Consider the following 19958-nt stretch of genomic DNA (forward strand, 5'->3'; position numbering starts at 1 on the left):
GGAAGGAAAGGTTGTATAGTATGACAAATGAACAATCAATTGTAAAGGTTGAGCGGTTAACGAAGCGAATCGGTTCAAAGACACTTGTAGAAAATATTAGTTTCGAAGTTAAAAAGGGTGAAGTAGTTGGCTTGCTCGGACCAAATGGTGCTGGAAAAACGACTTTAATGAGAATGATGGTCGGCATGATTCGTATGACAGAGGGTGAAGTTTGGATTGACGGTCAATCTGTAAAACAGCAATTTGAAAGTACTGCTGCGAAAATTGGAGCAGTAATTGAGACACCGGAATTTTATCCTTTTTTGAGCGGCTATGAAAATTTAACATATTTCGGACGAATGAATGGTAACGTGACGGAAGAACGTATCGATGAAGTAGTGAAATTGTTAGGGATGGGACAAGTAATTGACCGAAAAGTAAAAGCATATTCACTCGGCATGAGACAACGTTTAGGAATTGCTCAAGCGCTTATTCACGATCCAGATGTATTAATATTAGATGAACCAACGAATGGATTAGATCCTAGTGGAATACATGAAATGAGAATGTACATAAAGAAAATTGCACATGAACAAGGGAAAGCGGTACTTGTATCTAGTCACTTACTTTCAGAAGTTGAATTAATGTGTGATAGAGTTATCATTATTCAGCATGGAGAATATGTGGCGACGCAAAATATTCAGCATAATCAAAGAGAAGAGATGGAGACAATCCGTATACGTGTAGATGATGCGAATAAAGCGGCAGAAATGTTAGACCAAGATGTTTTAATAAAAGGTAATGATCTACTTATTCATGTAAAAGATGAAGAAATCCCAAATGTTATTCGTATATTGCTTGAGAAAAATATTCAAGTGTATCGTGTATATGAAGAAAGAAAAACGTTAGAAGAGCAATTTTTAGAATTAACAGGGGGAAAAGATATTGTTTAATTTAGTGTATAACGAACTGTATAAAATATTTAAGCGAAAGCGAACGATTATTCCCTTTGCAGTTATTGCAGTATTAATAATTGGATTAGGGTGGGTTACGGTAAAGTATTTAGAACCGGAAACAAAAGGATGGAAAGCCGATTATACAGAACGAACTGTAGAAATAGAGAAAAAGCTAGGTATGAAAAAAGAAGCTATATTAGCAGAACGATCTGGGGACGAGCTTGTAAAGGAATATCAGCTTAAGATGAAGCATTTAGATACAGATACAGCACCGGCAAGCAGTTCTCCGCTTTCTTTCATGAGAGATACAGGTTTTATCGTATTTCCAATATTGCTCCCATTTATCCTCGTGTATGCAAGTACAATTTTTGCGAATGAATATAGCTGGGGAACATATAAATTTTTAACGATACGACCAGCGAGTCGATTTAAAATTTTGACATCTAAATTTTTAGCAATTGTGATATTTGCAGCGTTATTGTTTATATTTAATATGATTTTCTCCACTTTATGTGGACTTGTTATTTATAAATTCCAACAGCCTGCATGGAGCGAGCTTATTTTCCAAGATGGAAATATTATAAAACAAAATATTTTTGTGGAAGCTAGTAAGTATTATATTTTATCGTGGTTGCCGACGATTGTGTACGCAGCGTTTGCATTTATGATTTCTGTATTAACAAGATCTAGTGGAGGTGCGATTGGTATTTCACTATTTCTTGCTTTATCAGGAAATATTGCATTATTAGCAGCGACTAGATATGATTGGGCGAAATATTTATTGCCAGCAAACACAGATTTATACAGTATTTCAAAGAATGGAAGTTTAATTGATGGAGTAACATTCCCGTTTGCTTCATGTATGTTATTACTATATTTATTTGTATTTTTAAGCATTTCCTATACAGTATTTTTAAAACGCGATTTAACTTAAAAAAAGGAGCCGTTAAGTATTTCTTAACGGCTCCTTTTTTATGCAAATTGTTTAAGTGCTTTTTCAGCTAACAAAGCGAAGTATTCTGCACTTATAGGTAATGCTTGCTCATCTACTGTAAAAGCTGGATGATGCCATTCATGTGTACCACTCGTTCCCATAAAAACGAATGAACCAGGTATTTCTTGTTGATAAAAAGAAAAATCTTCTCCGGCCATTGACGGGGTAGGAGAGATGATATTTAAATTCATTTTTTCAGCAACTTGAGAGGATAAGTTTGTTAAAGATGTATCGTTATGAACAGCAGGAGGACCTGCATAAAAACGAAATTCTGTTTTTACACCTAATGCATCAGAAACCCCTTGAATAATACGTTTCATTAGTGCAGGAATCTTTTCACGTGTTTCAGTTTGGAATGTACGTACAGTTCCTTCCAGCGTTGCTTTTTCAGGAATTACGTTCCACGTATTTCCTGAATGGATGTTTGTGACACTGACGACGGCATTATGTGAAGAGCTTATATTTCGGCTTACAATTGTTTGGAGTGCCATCACGATTTGAGAGGACGCGACAATAGGGTCTACCCCAGCATCAGGTACAGCTGCATGTGTACCAACTCCGTGAATTTTAATTTCAAATCGATCGACCCCGGCCATCAGTGGACCATCTTTAATACCGATTGTACCTACTGGTAAATCAGGTTTATTATGCATACCGAAAATAGCTTGCACGCCATGTAAATGCCCGGCTTCAATTACTTTGCGAGCACCATTGCTACTTTCTTCAGCTGGTTGGAATATAAAGCGTACAGTTCCGCTAAGAGAAGATTCTTTTTCTTTTAATAAATAAGCGGCACCTATAATAGCAGCTGTATGAAAATCATGCCCACAAGCATGCATTTTACCGGGAATTTTTGAAGCGTACGGTAAATGTGTTTCTTCTTGAATAGGAAGGGCATCAATATCAGCACGGATTGCTATAATTGGTCCGCTATTATTCCCTGAAATTTCAGCAATAACGCCTGTTTCTAAACTAGAATTTATAATCGTAATGTTTTTCTCTTCTAACCAATTTTTTATAGTCTTCGTCATTTCAAATTCTTCGTATGATAATTCTGGATGCTCATGTAAATTTCGACGAATAGAAATTAGCATCTCAGTTAATTGCTCTAGATTTGCTGCCACGTATAATGCCTTCTTTCTTAATTAATGTATTTACATTAATTATACAATAAGAAAAGAGAGGATTCTCAAATGAAAATCCTCTCTCGTTTTATGCTGCCAATTTCTTGTGTGTATGATGTTTATGATAACGTCCACGCATTGCATAGGCAATTTGCGGGATTGCAATACCGATTAAAATAAGTGATACACCGATCCATTGTGAAGATAGCACCGCTTCTTTTAAAACGAATACAGACATAATTGTTGTAACTGGTAGTTCTGCTGCACCAAGAATAGTCGCTAAGCCAGAACCGATCTTTGGAATACCGATTGTAAAGGCGATAGAAGGAATGACGATACTAAATGTTCCTAATCCTAAACCGTATTTCCAAAGTCCTTCAGAAATTGCACCGCTAAAAATAAATGTTGGCGGGAATACGATCATTACTAAAGTTAAAGCGCCAGTCATTAAGAGAACACCGCGCGGTAATGAAGGTACTTCAACAGCAACTTTTCCGCTCACGAAAATGTATGTTGCGAATGTAACAGCAGATAATAAACCTAGTATGATTCCAGTCATATCGAAATCACCTGCTGATTTTTCTAGTAAACCACTTGATAAAAATGTACCTGCAAGTAAGAAAATAACGGAAATAACCTTTTCTCTTGAAGGTAATGTTTTTGTTGCGACTGCTTCAATAATAATTCCGACCCAAACGAATTGGAATAAAAGTATAATTGCAATAGATGCTGGTACAGTTTTTAATGAAGCATAATAAAAAATTCCAGTAAAACTTGCAGATGTACCTGCAACGAATAAAATTAACGCTTGTTTTAATGGAACACGATGTCTAGAAAATAGAAGAGTAATAGCAAGCAAAATAATCCAACCGAACAAATATTGGCTGCCAATTACCTCTCCAAGTGAAAATCCTTCTGCATAGGCAAGTTTAACGAAAATAGCTAAAATCCCATAACTACACGCTCCTAATAAAACTAAAAGAGAATAACGAAGCATGAAAAATTCCTCCCATCTATATGAAATTGTTCCTAACGGACATATATAACTAGAGGGAAGTATACAAAATTAAAAATAAAGGGTCAAATAAAAGAAAAGTGTGACATTTTATAGAATAATAATAAAAGTATGATATTTATGCATAATCTTGAAATTAGTAATAATAAAAGTATTGTAAAATCAGCTTCGTATTGTATAAAGACAGCATTTGAAAAAAATATTTTTTAGGGATATAGAAGGGTAGTCCATTATAGTGTGCTAATCATTTGAGAAACTATGTTACCTTTGTTATGTTAATAACAATTAGAGAAGTTTCTTAGTCCAATTAAGATTGTTCTATATAATAGAAGGAAATGAAAACGTTTTATTAGAAACTGTTTGTAAGGGTAGTTTTTCTTATTATCACGTTGTTAAAGTGAGTTCACGAATTGTTCATAGTATTTTTATGTGTTTTTGCTACAATATGTAAGGAGAGGAGTGGAATCATGCAAGATATTAGTATTTTTTTAGCGTTTGGCGCTGGATTTTTATCATTTATTTCCCCATGTTGCTTACCGCTTTATCCGGCATTTTTATCGTACATAACAGGTATGTCGGTTTCTGAGTTGAAAGAAGAAAATGCAATGCTTCGCAAAAGAAGTATGATACATACAGCGTTTTTCTTACTTGGATTTTCAATTATATTTATTGCAATTGGATTTGGTACAAGTTTTATTGGAGGCATCTTTACAAATTATAAAGATTTAATTAGACAGTTAGGTGGTATATTTATCATCGTGTTCGGTCTTATTATTGTCGGTGTGTTTAAGCCAAAGTTTTTAATGCAAGACCGTAAATTTACGTTTAAAAATCGTCCGAGTGGCTATTTGGGATCCGTTCTAATTGGGTTGGCCTTTGCTGCAGGGTGGACACCATGTACTGGACCTATTTTAGTGTCTGTAATTGGATTAGCTGCAACAAATCCAGAATCAGCAATGATTTATATGATAGCATACATACTTGGGTTTGCTATCCCATTTTTCGTACTATCATTCTTTATTACGAAAATGTCTTGGATTAAAAGAAATAGTATGAAAATCATGAAGATTGGAGGATATGTTATGATTGTCATGGGTATCTTCCTATATTTCAACTGGATGACGAAAATTATCGTATATTTCTCAAGTTTATTTGGTGGTTTTACCGGTTTTTAGTATTATTCTGTGAAAATGTTGGAAATACTAACGGAAAAGCATATAATGAAAGTATATTTTGCATATAGCCACAAAAAAGGATGAGAAAATATGAACATAGTTGTTTTATCCAGTATCGTTGCTGTTTGTATGGCTGTTGGTGCGATGTTTATTCGTTTAAAAGCAGCTAAGAAACCGGCAACATTGAAAAAAATTATACTTCCACCATTTTTTATGAGCACGGGAGCGTTGATGTTTGTTTTTCCTGAATTTCGATTAACTCCAGCAGAAATGTTAGAAGCAATTGGCGTCGGTTTGTTTTTCTCTATTTTTCTTATTAAAACATCTAAATTTGAAATTAGAGGACAAGAGATTTATTTGAAGCGTTCAAAAGCATTTGTTTTTATATTAATTGGATTACTTGTCGTGCGTATCGTGTTTAAAACATACTTAAGTCAATCTCTTGATTTAGGACAACTTAGCGGTATGTTCTTCTTACTTGCGTTTGCAATGATTGTTTCATGGAGAATTGCAATGTACCGTTCCTTTACGAAATTACAGAAGGAAATGGAAAAAGAAGATGGTTTTTATAATGAAAAAGATATGAAGTTAACGTAAAGAGTGTTATATGTATAAAGAAACAACGTCTGATTAGACGTTGTTTTTTGTTAATCACTGAAAGGTAACTTCCTCAATTCTAGTTGTGATGTATAAATTGTCGACCATCGAAGAAGCAATTTAAGTTTGACGTTACGAATGGACCGATATAAGGAATACTATTTGGTTTGAAGTTTTATCACCGGTAATTGGTGGCTAAGTTAGATTAGGTTGGATCGTATAGGAGACGTTCCTTCATTAACAATTACTCCACTTGATGGTACTGATACAACATGAAAGTGGAATGTTAATGACGAAATTTCGCTTAGCTTAAGTGTCTTGAGCCGAATCTAATATTGCAAATATAAATGCAACAGGATGAATTGCTGCGAATACAACATATACCTCTGTAAATATTACAGGTACTGGTGATACGATTTATACGAGTGCTGTAGGGTTACAGATAGATTTAGCGAAAGCGAGATTAATTGCTACAAAATCAGTAACTGTAAGTTGAGCTTATAAAAAAGATTGCTATAAAATAGCAATCTTTTTTATAAGGAATAATGGGCTTACTTTGCAAGTAAAGTTTTATAGTTAGAATAATCAATCTCTTTTTCTTGTAGTTTCTTAATTAAAAATTTATGATCGCGCTTCGGTGTGGCAACGATATATCCTTGTATGATTAAATCTTGTGTAATTTTTGGAGCGTTTTCCTTTATTGCAAGTTCCCCAATTTTACCGGCAATTTTTGATTTGGCAACATCGCGAAATAATTCCGGAACGGGACTTACTAGTTCTTCTAACAATTGTTTTTGTTCGTCAGCCCATAAGTGTCTTGTTTTATTAATATAGTGATCTTCCCAATCCAAAATGGACATACCGTCTTCTTTTGGCAACCGTTTTAGGAATTTTCTGAACATGAAATATCCACCAATGGACATAAGCCCTAATAATACAACAGTCCAAACGACTATAAACCAACTAAACCATCCTTCAAGCAATTGTATGCCCTCCTTTAACGAAAGCAATATTTTGTATTTTATTTATATTATAAGCAATGAGATTCATAGAAAGCAAGAACGCTTGATCATTTTGACCAAGCGTTGTGATTTAAACGAAGTATAGTTGTTCAACACATAAAATATCATTGTCATTTTCTACATATTCAATGATGAGTGTGCCAACTTTACGATCTTTATCTTCAGTTGTGAAAATAGAGTAAGAAGTAAAACGTGTTGTTGATAGGCCGCTTATATGTGTAGGTAAAGGAATGTAGTCGTTATCGCGGAAGAATTCCATCAGTTCAATATCTTCAAATTCTTTTCGATCAACTTGTTTGTTTGTATAGCGGCGTTGAAGTTGTTTTAAAGACTCATTCCAAGAAATTGCTTTTGTGTCGTATACCATTGTTCTATCTCCTTACTGTATGTAATCATTAAGAACATACGTTCTAAACTAGTATACTCTTTTTATTAGAAAAGGGAAAGCAAAAAATAATGTAAGCTTGGATTTCCAAGCTTACATTATTGATGCGTCCGTCATAATCTCTATTTTTATTATAAGTTAGATAAGAATAAGAAACAAGATGATATATATTCTGTTGATGGTTTTTAAAATTCTGTATATTATAGATATACTAAAATGCAAGGGAATGAGAGGAATGGCATATGTAATTTCACTCCAAGGATCGATGGCAAGCGGAAAAACAACATTGACTAAAAGGTTAGAGAGATGTGGGCTTTCAGTTATATATGAAAATCCATATCCAATTGTAGAAAAGCGAAAACAATTAAATTTGGATATGAATTCAAAAGAAGGATTTATTATAAATCAAAAAATGTTTATTGAAGCAAAAATAAAGGAGTTTCAAAATCTGAAAGATTCAGTCGTGATTTTTGATCGCGGACCAGAAGATATTGAATTTTATACACTCTTTTATCCGAAAGTGATAGGGAAAGAGTGGGATATAGAAACAGAATTAAAAGATGAATTGTATAAATTAAGAGAATGCTGTTCGGATGCAATTTTTTATTTAGATGTTTCGAAAGAAAATTTATATGATAGAAAAAATAATGACGGGGCAAGAAATCGAAGTACATTCGAAGAACAATTTAAATTAGTAGAAACTGAAAAAGAATGGTATAAACAATTTCCTGTAACTTATGTGGACACGAATACATTAACAGTGGATGAGTTAGAAGCATATTTTATGGGCTGGTTAAAGGAGAAAGGACTATGAAAAAAATATTATTATTCGTATACCCAACATTTGCGGAGTTTGAAATTACAGTAGCAACAGCATTGCTGAAAAAGAAATATGAAATCATTACTGCGGGATTAACAAAAGGGTTGATTATAAGTGAAACAGGCTTGCAAGTACAACCGCATATAGAATTAAGTGAAGTGCGTGTAGATGAATATGAGGGGATTATCATTCCAGGGGGAGACGAAGTACATATGAAAGACGCAGATATTCTCTTTTCAGTCATTCGCCAATTTTCTGAAAAAGAAAAATTAGTAGCTGCGATTTGTGCTGGACCGTATGCGTTAGCAAGAGCAGGTTTATTTAAAGGGATTTCTTATACAGCGACTATAGATTATCAAAAGTTAGATTGTTTTCCAGTAGAAAATTTTGTATATAAAGAAGTTGTACAACACTCAAATATTATTACTGCACAAGGACATGCTTTCGTACCATTCGGAATAGCAGTTGCTTCTTATTTTGGAGTAGCGAACGAACATAATATAAATTTTTATGGCGGAAAGGGCAATATGATGATGGACAAACTTTTACATGAGAATGTATAAAAGCTAGCATTTGCTAGCTTTTTTCTTTTTGACATCGATAAATGGCTAACGTTTTCGGGTCGCGCCATATACCGTTATGAAGTGACAATTCATTTTCTACTTCTTTTTTTAGCCATTCCTTCATTTCGGCGTGAAGATATGTACTATCAGGTATATTTAGCGATGGAAACATGCTAGAAATATAGCTTACAATCGGAGTAGCATGATGAAAAACGAGAGCATTATGAATAACTGTTTCTTCAACAGTTGGAAAAACAGACTGTAATATCTCTTTACCATTTTCTAAACAAAATGGAGTGACTGATGATGTTGTTTTCGGTAAATCAAATGCGTCTAACATGCGGTTACACATTTCAACTATATGAGGTAATGTAACGTCAGAATTTGTTGTAGCTAAAAGTGAGCCTCCGGGACGAATTACTTTATGGAATCCTTGAACTGTTTTTTCGACATCTTTCATGTGATATAACATATGTCTTGCGATGACCCAGTCATAGCAATTAGCTTCAAAAGGGAGTTTACCAGCATCACCTAGTTTCCATTCAATTATGCTATTCTTTATTGCAGCTTCAGAAAGCATCGTTTTTGATTGATCAAAACCGGTTAGTTGGCCTTTATGACCGTTAGTTTGTAAAAGGGAAAGAAAATTTCCATTAGCACACCCAACCTCTAATATTTTTTCTTCTCCTTGAAGTTGTAAATGTTCCATGACGAGTTCATCTAAATTTACTTGTTTTTCTTCGTAATGTTTATGCGTATCGATACGTGTTTGTAAATGGTTGCTTACGTTGTATTGGCGTTTTACATCATTCATCTTTTCGCATTCCACTTTCGTACAAAATTGCTGAATCGCGTGTGTTAATACTTCGGTTTTCTTTAAACCTTCGTAATGGAGTGCAGATTCAAACCTTTCAAGTAATTTTTCTTCAATTCGAAAATGAATATCTTTTCGCTTCGTCATTGAAATATCGCCCCTTTGCATCTGTTAGTGAGACTATAGCACGCCTGAAAAATTCGTGTAAATAATTTGTGTACACAAATGGAGGGGATGAAAAAATTGTTCGAATGTGAGTTTAAACTATTGACGATTTAACCGTTTTCATATATTCTTAAATTAAGAAATATTCAAATAATTAAAAGAAATGAGAGAGTCACATGCTTCTTCAAGGAACACATCGAATTGGTCGTATGGCCATGTTGTTGGCACTTGCGGATGAGAATGAAAGCCCTGTATTATCTATTCCAAAAGGTTGGAAGTATTGTACGGGGAAAGTGGGTTCGATGAATTCGCAAAAAGTTGTAGCAGCAATGGAAACAGCGGCTAAGAGCACCCAAGTTATTGAAACAGATGTTTACAGAGAAACACATGCACTTTATCATGCAATTATGGAAGCTTTGTACGGAGTGACGAGAGGTCAAATTCAGTTAGCAGACGTTCTTCGTACAGTAGGACTTCGCTTTGCAATTGTGCGCGGTAGACCATACGACGGAAAAAAAGAAGGCGAATGGGTTGCTGTTGCATTATATGGAACGATTGGTGCACCTGTAAAAGGATCTGAGCATGAGGCGATTGGTTTAGGAATTAATCACATATGATTTGCCCATAGTCTATTAGTTAGAAGGGGGCCTTACTTTTTTAGGACAGAAGTCTGTCTTAAAAAGATAAGGTCCCCTTTTGCCTTTTTAAGGAGGAAAAAGAATGATTACGTTAACAGGATACACATTGACAATTGAAGAAATGAAGAGGTTGTTACTTGAAGGGGAAGGTGTAACAGCTTGTCCAAATAGTATGCAAAAGGTGGCGGAGTGCCGCGAAGTTGTTGAGAAAATTGTAGAGGACGGAAAAGTCGTTTACGGTATTACAACTGGATTTGGAAAGTTCAGTGATGTGCTTATTCAAAAAGATGATGTAAAGGCACTTCAACACAATTTAATTCAGTCACATGCATGCGGTATAGGTGATCCATTCCCTGAAGAAGTATCACGCGGTATGTTAATTTTACGAGCGAACACGATGCTTAAAGGAGTATCTGGTGTTAGACCACTTGTTGTAAATATGCTTCTTGAGTTTGTAAATCGTAAAATTCACCCAGTCGTTCCGCAACAAGGGTCACTTGGTGCGAGTGGCGATTTAGCACCTTTATCTCATCTTGCGCTTGTATTATTAGGCGAAGGTGAAGTGTTCTATAAGGGTAAACGCGTTCATGCGATGGTTGCTCTTACAGAAGAAGGGCTTGAACCGATTGAACTTGAAGCGAAAGAAGGGCTTGCATTAATCAATGGTACGCAGGCGATGACAGCGCAAGGAGTTCTTTCTTATATAGAAGCAGAAGCAATGGCGTATCAAGCTGAATTCATTGCTTCGATGACAATTGAAGGATTACAAGGCATTATTGATGCATTTGATGAAAATGTTCATAAAGCACGTGGTTATAAAGAGCAAGTGGAAGTAGCGAGCAGAATTCGTGACATCCTTCATGATAGTAAATTAACAACAAAACAAGGAGAACTACGAGTACAGGATGCATATTCACTTCGTTGTATCCCGCAAGTACACGGTGCTTCTTGGCAAGTTTTAAATTATGTGAAAGAAAAATTAGAAATTGAAATGAATGCAGCAACAGATAATCCGCTAATCTTTGATGGCGGAGAAAAAGTAATTTCGGGTGGGAATTTCCATGGTCAACCGATTGCGTTTGCGATGGACTTCTTAAAAGTAGGAATGGCGGAACTTGCAAATATTTCAGAGCGTCGTATCGAGCGTTTAGTAAATCCGCAATTAAATGATTTACCTCCATTTTTAAGTCCAGAACCAGGACTTCAGTCTGGTGCAATGATTATGCAATACGCTGCAGCGTCACTTGTTTCTGAAAATAAAACGTTAGCACATCCAGCGAGTGTTGATTCAATCCCGTCATCAGCTAACCAAGAAGATCACGTAAGTATGGGAACAATCGCTTCACGCCATGCACATCAAATTATTCAAAATGTAAGACGTGTTCTTTCAATTGAGATGATTTGTGCGATGCAAGCAGCAGAATATCGCGGTATTGAAAACATGAGTACAGTGACGAAGAGCTTCTACCATCAAGGCCGTCAACAAGTACCTTCTATTACAAATGATCGCATATTCTCAACGGATATTGAAAATATTACGCACTGGTTAAAAACGAATTATTCGATAAAAGAAAGATTAGATGTAAACGCGGCACTATAAAATGAGAAAAGGGAGAGATTGAAATGGAAAAAGTTAAACAAACAATTCGTGCGCCAAGAGGTACTGAATTACAAACGAAAGGGTGGGTTCAAGAAGCTGCACTTCGTATGTTAATGAACAATTTAGATCCTGAAGTTGCTGAAAAACCAGAAGAATTAGTTGTATATGGCGGAATTGGCCGTGCAGCTCGTAACTGGGAAAGCTACCATGCGATTGTAGATTCATTAAAAACGTTAGAAAGCGATGAAACATTACTTGTTCAATCAGGAAAACCAGTTGCAATCTTTAAATCGCATGAAGATGCACCTCGCGTTCTTTTAGCGAACTCAAACTTAGTACCAAAATGGGCGAACTGGGATCACTTCCGTGAACTAGAGAAAAAAGGTCTTATGATGTACGGACAAATGACAGCAGGTAGCTGGATTTACATTGGAACACAAGGTATTTTACAAGGAACATATGAAACGTTTGGCGAAGCGGCACGTCAACATTTCGATGGTTCATTAAAAGGTACATTAACACTTACTGCTGGCTTAGGTGGTATGGGTGGTGCACAACCTCTTGCTGTAACGATGAACGGCGGTGTTGTCATTGCTATTGATGTTGATAAGCGCAGCATCGATCGTCGTATTGAAAAGAGATACTGTGATATGTATACAGAATCATTAGAAGAAGCATTAACGGTTGCGAACGAGTATAAAGAGAAGAAAGAACCAATTTCAATTGGTTTATTAGGAAATGCGGCAGAGATTTTACCAGAACTAGTGAAGCGCAATATTACGCCAGATTTAGTTACGGATCAAACATCTGCTCATGATCCATTAAACGGTTATATTCCAGTAGGTTTCACATTAGAAGAAGCAGCGAAACTTCGTGAAGAAGATCCAGAACGTTACGTACAATTATCAAAAGAAAGCATGACAAAACATGTAGAAGCAATGCTTGCTATGCAAGAAAAAGGCGCAATTACATTTGATTACGGAAATAACATTCGCCAAGTTGCTTTCGATGAAGGTTTGAAAAATGCATTCGATTTCCCAGGATTCGTTCCAGCATTTATTCGTCCATTATTCTGCGAAGGAAAAGGACCATTCCGCTGGGTAGCACTTTCTGGTGATCCAGAAGATATTTATAAAACAGACGAAGTAATATTACGTGAGTTTGCGGATAATGAGCATTTATGTAACTGGATTCGTATGGCTCGTCAGCAAGTTGAGTTCCAAGGTCTTCCATCTCGTATTTGTTGGTTAGGTTACGGTGAGCGCGCGAAATTTGGTCGCATTATTAATGAAATGGTGGCAAATGGTGAATTATCAGCACCAATCGTTATCGGTCGTGACCATTTAGATTGCGGATCAGTAGCATCTCCAAACCGTGAAACAGAAGCGATGAAAGACGGTAGTGATGCAGTAGCAGACTGGCCAATTTTAAATGCATTAATTAATAGTGTAAACGGTGCGAGCTGGGTATCTGTTCACCACGGTGGTGGCGTTGGTATGGGTTATTCACTTCACGCTGGAATGGTTATCGTTGCAGATGGAACAGAAGCAGCAGCAAAACGTATTGAGCGCGTATTAACTTCTGACCCTGGTATGGGTGTTGTTCGTCACGTTGATGCAGGATATGACTTAGCTGTAGAAACTGCGAAAGAAAAAGGCGTTAACATTCCGATGATGAAATAAGGAGGAGAAAACATGCTGGACACTTTACTAATAAATATCGGTCAATTACTAACAATGGATCAAGAAGATGGCTTGTTAAGACGGGAAGCGATGAACACGCTTCCTGTTATCGAAAATGGTGTGGTTGGAATTGAAAACGGCGTAATTACTTTCGTTGGAACAGTGGAAGAAGCTAAAGGATTACAAGCGAAAGAAGTTATTGATTGCGGCGGGAAAATGGTTTCTCCTGGTCTTGTTGATCCGCATACTCACCTTGTATTTGGTGGATCTCGTGAAAATGAAATCGCACTAAAATTACAAGGAGTTCCGTACTTAGAAATTTTAGAAAAAGGCGGAGGTATTCTTTCAACTGTAAATGCAACGAAAAAGGCGTCGAAAGAAGAACTTGTTCAAAAAGCGAAATTCCATTTAGACCGTATGCTATCTTTCGGAGTTACAACTGTAGAAGCGAAGAGTGGTTACGGATTAGATGATGAGACGGAATGGAAACAATTAGAGGCAACTGCACAATTACAAAAAGAGCACTCGATTGATTTAGTTTCCACATTTTTAGGTGCTCATGCAGTTCCGAAAGAGTATAAAGGTAGATCAAAAGAATTTTTACAATGGATGTTAGACCTACTACCAGAAATGAAAGAGAAGCAATTAGCTGAATTCGTTGATATTTTCTGTGAAACAGGTGTGTTCTCTGTTGAAGAGTCAAAAGAGTTTTTATTAAAAGCGAAAGAGCTTGGGTTTGATGTGAAAATTCATGCAGATGAAATTGACCCTCTTGGTGGCGCGGAAGCAGCGGCTGAAATTGGTGCAGCATCAGCGGACCATTTAGTTGGCGCTTCTGATAAAGGAATTGAAATGCTTGCAAACTCTAATACAGTAGCGACTTTATTACCAGGAACAACTTTCTATTTAAATAAAGAAAGCTTTGCTCGTGGACGTAAAATGATTGATGAAGGTGTTGCAGTTGCTTTGGCTACAGACTTTAACCCAGGTAGTTGTCCAACTGAGAACATTCAGCTTATTATGAGCATTGCAATGCTCAAGCTGAAAATGACACCAGAAGAAGTTTGGAATGCAGTAACAGTTAACTCTTCTTACGCAATTAATCGTGGCGATGTAGCTGGGAAAATTAGAGTTGGTCGCAAGGCAGATTTAGTTCTATGGGATGCTTACAATTATGCTTACGTACCGTATCATTACGGCGTAAGTCATGTAAATACAGTATGGAAAAATGGTAATATCGCATATACAAGAGGTGAACAATCGTGGAGCACGGCCACTATTTAAAGAAAAATGCAAAGTTTATCGATCGTGAAGTGACGAAATGGAGTGAGATGATTAAAGATTGGGAGGAAGGCTTGGAAATATTCGGTGCTGCCTTAATTGGAGCACCCCTTTCTAAACCATCTATTAGTCATTCAGGAGCAAGTTTTGCACCAAAAACAATTCGTGCAATGTTAGATGCATATAGCACGTACGCAATTACAGAAGAACATGATATGAAAGAAAGTGTCTTATATGATTGCGGCGATATTACGATGCATGTGACGGATATAAAAGAAAGTCATAAGCGAATTGCGAAAACAGTTGGTCATGTAACGAAAGTAAATCCGAACATGATACCAATCGTTCTTGGTGGTGACCATTCGATTAGTTTTCCGAGTATAACAGGGTTTGCAAATAGTAAAGGGAAGGTCGGCGTTATTCAATTTGATGCCCATCATGATTTACGTAATTTAGATGATGGTGGCCCATCAAATGGGACACCGTTCCGTAGTTTACTAGAAAATGATGTCATTACAGGAAAACAACTCGTTCAAATCGGAATTCGTAATTTTTCAAATGCACGAGCGTACCATGAATATGCAAAAGAACATGGCGTGACAGTGTATACAATGAAAGATGTACGAGAGCGACAAATCAAAGATATTATCACAGAAAGTATTGAAGTATTAAGAAAGCAAGGCGTGACTTCTATTTACATTTCTCTTGATATGGATGTACTAGATCAAGCATTTGCACCAGGTTGTCCAGCAATTGGTCCTGGCGGTATGGATAGTACGACTTTACTTGATGCGATTGAATTTCTTGGTAAAGAACCGCTCGTTCAAGGGATGGATATAGTAGAAATTGATCCAACCCTTGATTTCAGAGATATGACGAGTCGAGTAGCTGCGCAAGTGATTATGAGTTTTCTTTTAGCGAGAGAGACAGTACGTAAGCAGGTAAGTGTATAGGCGTGAAATTAATAGGGAATGTTTAACGATTCCGTATAAAAAACACATTACTATTTATATGTAGTAATGTGTTTTTATGTAAAAAGAGAAGGTGAAATTAGAATGTATATATGTGCGGAAAAGTTAATAAGATTGCGGGTTTTTAATGATATTTTACGAAATTATTTTCTTAGTTCGAAAGGATTGACATTAAAAATAATTTTATGATAAAATAAAAATTTTGCTAAAAAATTGATTGTGTGTTAAGATTGAGAAGGTTACCATATATGGAGGTGGATTATTTGTTTCAAATTGGCGATAACATTGTTTATCCAATGCAGGGAGCAGGTATAATTAAAGCCATAGAAGAGAAGGAAATCACAGGAGAAAAACAACAATATTATGTTATAAAAATGTCGGGTAGTAATATGGAAGTAATGATTCCGGCAGGGAGAATATTGAGCTCAAATATACGACCAGTCACGGATATAACGGCAATAGCACACATATTGGATATTTTTCAACATGGAGAATCTGATAGATTACTTACGTGGAAACAAAGGTATAAATTGAACACTGATAAAATAAAGACGGGTAAAATACAAGAAGGTGCTGAAGTTGTACGTGATTTATTACGTATGCAGAAAGAAAAAGCACTTAATGCAAGCGAAAAGAAAATGTTAGATAACGCACACGAATTTTTGATTAGTGAACTGGGATTAATTGAAGGTATCACAGAAAGTCAAATAAAAAGCTTTTGTTAAGATTCATTACAAATAATGTATTAGATCCCAAAAAAGGTTTTGAATTTTTTGGGAACATAATTATAGAGAATTAATCATTTCAAAGACATTCAATTCTTTCAAACCACTTTTAGAGCATTAACCTCTTTTGTTATTACTACAATCAAATCCATTTTTATTTTTTAAATTCTTTACGAATATTCGAAGTTTAATTAAACACTTCGATAGAATAGTTACTTGATTTTTGCAATCCTGATTCACACTGGCACGGACGAGGAGCCGTAAGGATGAAAGAGAGGTAGGGCTTTCATTGTTTTAGGTTTATAAGTTATTATTTTTAGAAGAATACTGAACCATTCTCACTTCTACTGCTAAGGAATTTTTTATATGTGAAGAGATAATAATTGTTTATATTCTTTATATTAAAGAGATAAATGAATTTTTAGCCATATACGGTCAACTAAAAAGGAGTGTCATATAGTCGATAATTCGACTATGTGACAGCTCCTTTTTTCATGGGGATGAACGGATAAATAGAAAAAACAATGTGTTAGATATGCAATTATTATCGTAATGCTTGTTGTTTGCATGTTGGAAACGAATTTGTTCCCTATCTTCTTTAGAGCAATGACAGAGATGGAGACTAGGCGATGTGGACTAAGAAATCAATCACGAAAGAATATAAATGGCGAGGCTGATGTACGTATATGGGGAAAAAACCGTGCTTTTGCACGGCTTTTTTATGTTAGTTATCAAGAGAAAGCAAACAGATGTTACTCCATTACGATAATCGGCTTAATCGTTTTCCCTGTTTTAGAATCTTCAAATGCTTGAGCGATTTCTTCAAAAGAATAGAATTGTACAAATGTATCGAATGGGAATAATCCTTTTTGATAGAAATTAATTAATTTTGGAATGAATAGTTGTGGCACTGCATCACCTTCAACTACTCCTTTAATTGTAATAGCTTTTACGACAATTTCATTTGTTACGTTTATAGTTAAATCTTTTTTACCGACAGCAACAGTTGCCATAGTCCCTTTTACTCGTAAACATTGAATGGATTGAAGTGTAACAGTATTTACGCCAGTTGTTTCAAATGAGTAATGAGCTCCACCGTTTGTAATTTCTTTAATTTTGGCAACTGGATCTTCGATTAAGCTATTAATCGTGTGTGTAGCTCCTAATTCTTTTGCTAATTCTAAACGACTATCATGAATATCAACGGCAATGATTGTAGTACATCCAGCAATTTTAGCTGCCATTAAGCCACTAAGACCAACAGCGCCAGTTCAAAATACAACTAGGCTACTACCTGGTTTTGCTTGTAGTGAATGTAAGATTGTACCGCTACCAGTCATAATTCCGCAACCAAGTGGACCTAACAAACGTATATCAACATCTTTTGTTACTTTTACAACATTATTTTCATCAACTACGGCATGGTATGCGAATGAAGATTGGCCGAAGAATTGAGAAATATCATTATTGTTAAGATCGTGTATAGGTGTTACATGGCGTTTGTTTTTTCCAGAGAAGTTTAACTCAATCATATTTTCGCAAGCAGCAGCATTACCATCTAAGCAATTTTCACAATGACCACAGTAAGAGAATCCGAGTACTACATGGTCACCAGGTGTAACAGATGTTACATTACTTCCCACTTTTTCCACAATACCAGAACCTTCATGTCCTAAAACAACTGGTTTTGGTGTGGGCATTGTCCCGTCTAAAACTGTTGCATCTGTATGACATATACCAGAAGCGATAATTTTTACTAATACTTCATCGTCTTTAATCTCGTCTAAGTATACTTCTTGCATATTAAAATCTTTTTCGGGTTTAGAAACGATAGCTTTTGTTTTCATTGTTATCCTTCTTTCTAAAAGTTAAATAAGAAAAAATACGTTCAACTATGTAGGAGTCTTTTATTCGTTCCTAAAATTTTGTTTGTATAATAAAAAACAAATGAATGATTGAAGCCTCGTTACTGTAAGTTTGAATATAGTACAATGGAAATCGTTTTTTTAGTAAATAGTTTGAAAAACAATTACCAATATATTCTATAGCAATAAAAATAGAAGAAAAGAAAACATCCACTTAACAAGTATTTTGCTCATCCACTTACTGAACATAAAAATAGACAGTAGAGTCTTGAATACCAGAACCCTTAAAGTTAAAAAACAGTTAGTTTTACTATGCGAATATTTCTACATAAGAGCGTATAAATTGACGTTACTATCTAAAAGTAAGTATGATGCGATTATAGTAAGAATTTTTTAGGGGGAAGAAAAATGACAAGTTCAAATAATAAAGCAGCAAGTATTTATGAAGGAACAAATATAAATGATTGGGGTTCTTTTGAAAATATTGAAGAAACGAAGTTATTTGACTCGATTCAAATTGGATCTTGGTCTCTTCGTAATCGCATAGCAATGGCACCGATGACGAGATGTTTCGCGAATCATGAAACAGGAATCGTTGGTACTGATGTAGTCGAGTACTATAGAAAACGTGCAGCTGATGGAGTTGGCTTAATTATTACAGAGGGAATCGTCATTAGCCCAAGAGCAAAAGGAAATCCAGGAGTACCAGGGATTTATACACAAGAGCAAATCGATTCGTGGAAGCCTGTTACAGAGGCAGTACATAAAGAAGGTGGAACGATTATTGCTCAAATATGGCATGTTGGCCGTATGAGTCATCACGAGATAATTGGTGGGCAAATGCCACAAGCACCGTCTGCTATCGCTGCAGAGGGAAATGTTCCGCGTTTTCGTAAACCGTTCGACACGCCAGAAGCAATGACGTTAGAAGAAATACAAGAGGTGATTGGTCAATACGCACAAGCTGCGAAAAACGCGATCGAAGCTGGATTTGATGGAGTAGAAATACACGGTGCACACGGATATTTAATCGATCAATTTACTTATGAGTTCGCAAATAAGCGTACTGATAAATACGGCGGAGATTTAAAGCAAAGGCTAACGTTTATGAAAGAAGTAACAGAGGCTGTAATAGAAGCTGTTGGGGCTGATAAAACACTTCTTCGCTTCTCTGCTTTCAAAGGTGATAATCCAACTTATATGTGGGAAAACCCTGAGCTTGCAATTGAAACGTTTGTAAATATGTTCAACGAAGTTGGATTAACGATGATTCACCCTTCAACGATGAATTATACAGCAGTTATTGCTGACGGAAAGAATTTTCATCAATTAGTAAGAAAATATTGGGAGGGTACGATTGTAGGAGTAGGGAATTTAAATCCGAAAGAGGCTGAAGAAGCGTTGCAAGAAGGAACAATTGATGTAGTGGCATTCGGAAGACCTTTAATAGCTAATCCAGATTTTGTTCATCGAATTAAAAATGCTGAAAGTTTAGTTGAATATGATGCGAAAGAGCATCTTGCTACGTTAATTTGAATAAAGATAAAAGGAGAACACATCAGGTGTTCTCCTTTTATTATGGATTTT

The 19958-nt window shown here is 35.8% G+C and carries 19 protein-coding genes and 1 pseudogene; 14 read left to right on the top strand and 6 right to left on the bottom strand.

The features are described 5' to 3' along the window. Nucleotides 1-20 precede the first annotated feature (20 nt). On the top strand, nucleotides 21-932 hold the full coding sequence (locus tag DM800_RS02840) for an ABC transporter ATP-binding protein (RefSeq protein WP_000180637.1): 912 nt from the start codon (nucleotides 21-23) through the stop codon (nucleotides 930-932). Beyond that, on the top strand, nucleotides 925-1869 hold the full coding sequence (locus DM800_RS02845) for an ABC transporter permease (RefSeq protein ID WP_147786360.1): 945 nt from the start codon (nucleotides 925-927) through the stop codon (nucleotides 1867-1869). The genes DM800_RS02840 and DM800_RS02845 overlap by 8 nt, the downstream gene beginning before the upstream one ends. 38 nt (nucleotides 1870-1907) lie before the next feature. Here the strand turns inward: DM800_RS02845 and DM800_RS02850 are convergent, their stop codons facing one another. Together DM800_RS02850 and DM800_RS02855 are read right to left on the bottom strand one after the other, a co-directional pair. After that, nucleotides 1908-3053, bottom strand: coding sequence for a M20 peptidase aminoacylase family protein (locus tag DM800_RS02850; protein ID WP_147786361.1), 1146 nt, complete (start codon nucleotides 3051-3053; stop codon nucleotides 1908-1910). A gap of 88 nt (nucleotides 3054-3141) precedes the next feature. Then, nucleotides 3142-4050: an EamA family transporter gene (locus DM800_RS02855; RefSeq protein ID WP_087982059.1), complete on the bottom strand. Its 909-nt coding sequence runs from the start codon at nucleotides 4048-4050 to the stop codon at nucleotides 3142-3144. A 331-nt stretch (nucleotides 4051-4381) separates the two neighbouring features. Here DM800_RS02855 and DM800_RS29870 point away from each other — a divergent pair, with 331 nt between their 5' ends. From DM800_RS29870 to DM800_RS02870, 3 genes are all read left to right on the top strand, one after another. Beyond that, a complete protein-coding gene (locus tag DM800_RS29870) occupies nucleotides 4382-4519 on the top strand; it encodes a peptidase T (RefSeq protein ID WP_079999649.1) in 138 nt (45 codons plus the stop codon). Between the two features lie 16 nt (nucleotides 4520-4535). Beyond that, a complete protein-coding gene (ccdA, locus tag DM800_RS02865) occupies nucleotides 4536-5243 on the top strand; it encodes a cytochrome c-type biogenesis protein CcdA (protein WP_147786362.1) in 708 nt (235 codons plus the stop codon). A gap of 90 nt (nucleotides 5244-5333) precedes the next feature. Continuing rightward, entirely contained in the window at nucleotides 5334-5840 is a 507-nt protein-coding gene (locus tag DM800_RS02870) for a CcdC family protein (protein WP_001028637.1), read from the top strand. 551 nt (nucleotides 5841-6391) lie between these two features. Here DM800_RS02870 and DM800_RS02875 read toward each other — a convergent pair. Then, nucleotides 6392-6823 carry a DUF2621 domain-containing protein gene (locus DM800_RS02875; protein ID WP_002142746.1) on the bottom strand — a complete coding sequence of 144 codons (432 nt, stop codon included), beginning with the start codon at nucleotides 6821-6823 and terminating at the stop codon, nucleotides 6392-6394. 109 nt (nucleotides 6824-6932) lie between these two features. Further along, complete coding sequence (locus DM800_RS02880; protein ID WP_044443662.1) at nucleotides 6933-7229, bottom strand: hypothetical protein; 297 nt, start codon at nucleotides 7227-7229, stop codon at nucleotides 6933-6935. Between the two features lie 244 nt (nucleotides 7230-7473). Between DM800_RS02880 and DM800_RS02890 the strand changes: the two genes are divergently transcribed. Beyond that, nucleotides 7474-8061, top strand: coding sequence for an AAA family ATPase (locus DM800_RS02890; RefSeq protein ID WP_147786363.1), 588 nt, complete (start codon nucleotides 7474-7476; stop codon nucleotides 8059-8061). Continuing rightward, on the top strand, nucleotides 8058-8630 hold the full coding sequence (locus DM800_RS02895; RefSeq protein ID WP_088122896.1) for a DJ-1/PfpI family protein: 573 nt from the start codon (nucleotides 8058-8060) through the stop codon (nucleotides 8628-8630). Before DM800_RS02890 ends, DM800_RS02895 begins: the two co-directional genes overlap by 4 nt. Nucleotides 8631-8643: 13 nt before the next feature. Here the strand turns inward: DM800_RS02895 and DM800_RS02900 are convergent, their stop codons facing one another. After that, entirely contained in the window at nucleotides 8644-9591 is a 948-nt protein-coding gene (locus tag DM800_RS02900) for a class I SAM-dependent methyltransferase (protein ID WP_147786364.1), read from the bottom strand. Between the two features lie 194 nt (nucleotides 9592-9785). Here DM800_RS02900 and hutP point away from each other — a divergent pair, with 194 nt between their 5' ends. From hutP to DM800_RS02930, 6 genes are all read left to right on the top strand, one after another. Next, the gene (gene hutP / locus DM800_RS02905) at nucleotides 9786-10226 is read left to right on the top strand and encodes a hut operon transcriptional regulator HutP (protein ID WP_000926520.1); all 441 of its coding nucleotides are present in this window, start codon (nucleotides 9786-9788) and stop codon (nucleotides 10224-10226) included. Nucleotides 10227-10329: 103 nt separating this feature from the next. Continuing rightward, the gene (gene hutH, locus DM800_RS02910) at nucleotides 10330-11847 is read left to right on the top strand and encodes a histidine ammonia-lyase (protein ID WP_147786365.1); all 1518 of its coding nucleotides are present in this window, start codon (nucleotides 10330-10332) and stop codon (nucleotides 11845-11847) included. A gap of 23 nt (nucleotides 11848-11870) precedes the next feature. Next, nucleotides 11871-13529, top strand: coding sequence for a urocanate hydratase (hutU, locus tag DM800_RS02915; protein ID WP_000416700.1), 1659 nt, complete (start codon nucleotides 11871-11873; stop codon nucleotides 13527-13529). A 12-nt stretch (nucleotides 13530-13541) separates the two neighbouring features. Beyond that, nucleotides 13542-14813, top strand: a complete 1272-nt coding sequence (gene hutI / locus DM800_RS02920; RefSeq protein ID WP_075312265.1) for an imidazolonepropionase — start codon at nucleotides 13542-13544, stop codon at nucleotides 14811-14813. Continuing rightward, nucleotides 14792-15763: a formimidoylglutamase gene (hutG, locus tag DM800_RS02925; protein ID WP_088122894.1), complete on the top strand. Its 972-nt coding sequence runs from the start codon at nucleotides 14792-14794 to the stop codon at nucleotides 15761-15763. Before hutI ends, hutG begins: the two co-directional genes overlap by 22 nt. A 281-nt stretch (nucleotides 15764-16044) precedes the next feature. Next, nucleotides 16045-16506: a CarD family transcriptional regulator gene (locus DM800_RS02930; protein WP_170771247.1), complete on the top strand. Its 462-nt coding sequence runs from the start codon at nucleotides 16045-16047 to the stop codon at nucleotides 16504-16506. Nucleotides 16507-17258: 752 nt separating this feature from the next. Here DM800_RS02930 and DM800_RS02935 read toward each other — a convergent pair. Continuing rightward, a pseudogene (locus DM800_RS02935) lies at nucleotides 17259-18353 on the bottom strand (NAD(P)-dependent alcohol dehydrogenase). Between the two features lie 426 nt (nucleotides 18354-18779). Between DM800_RS02935 and DM800_RS02940 the strand changes: the two are divergent. After that, nucleotides 18780-19907: an alkene reductase gene (locus DM800_RS02940; RefSeq protein WP_088064207.1), complete on the top strand. Its 1128-nt coding sequence runs from the start codon at nucleotides 18780-18782 to the stop codon at nucleotides 19905-19907. Nucleotides 19908-19958 lie beyond the last annotated feature (51 nt).

Source organism: Bacillus sp. AY18-3, assembly GCF_008042305.1.
GTDB classification, from domain to species: domain Bacteria; phylum Bacillota; class Bacilli; order Bacillales; family Bacillaceae_G; genus Bacillus_A; species Bacillus_A wiedmannii.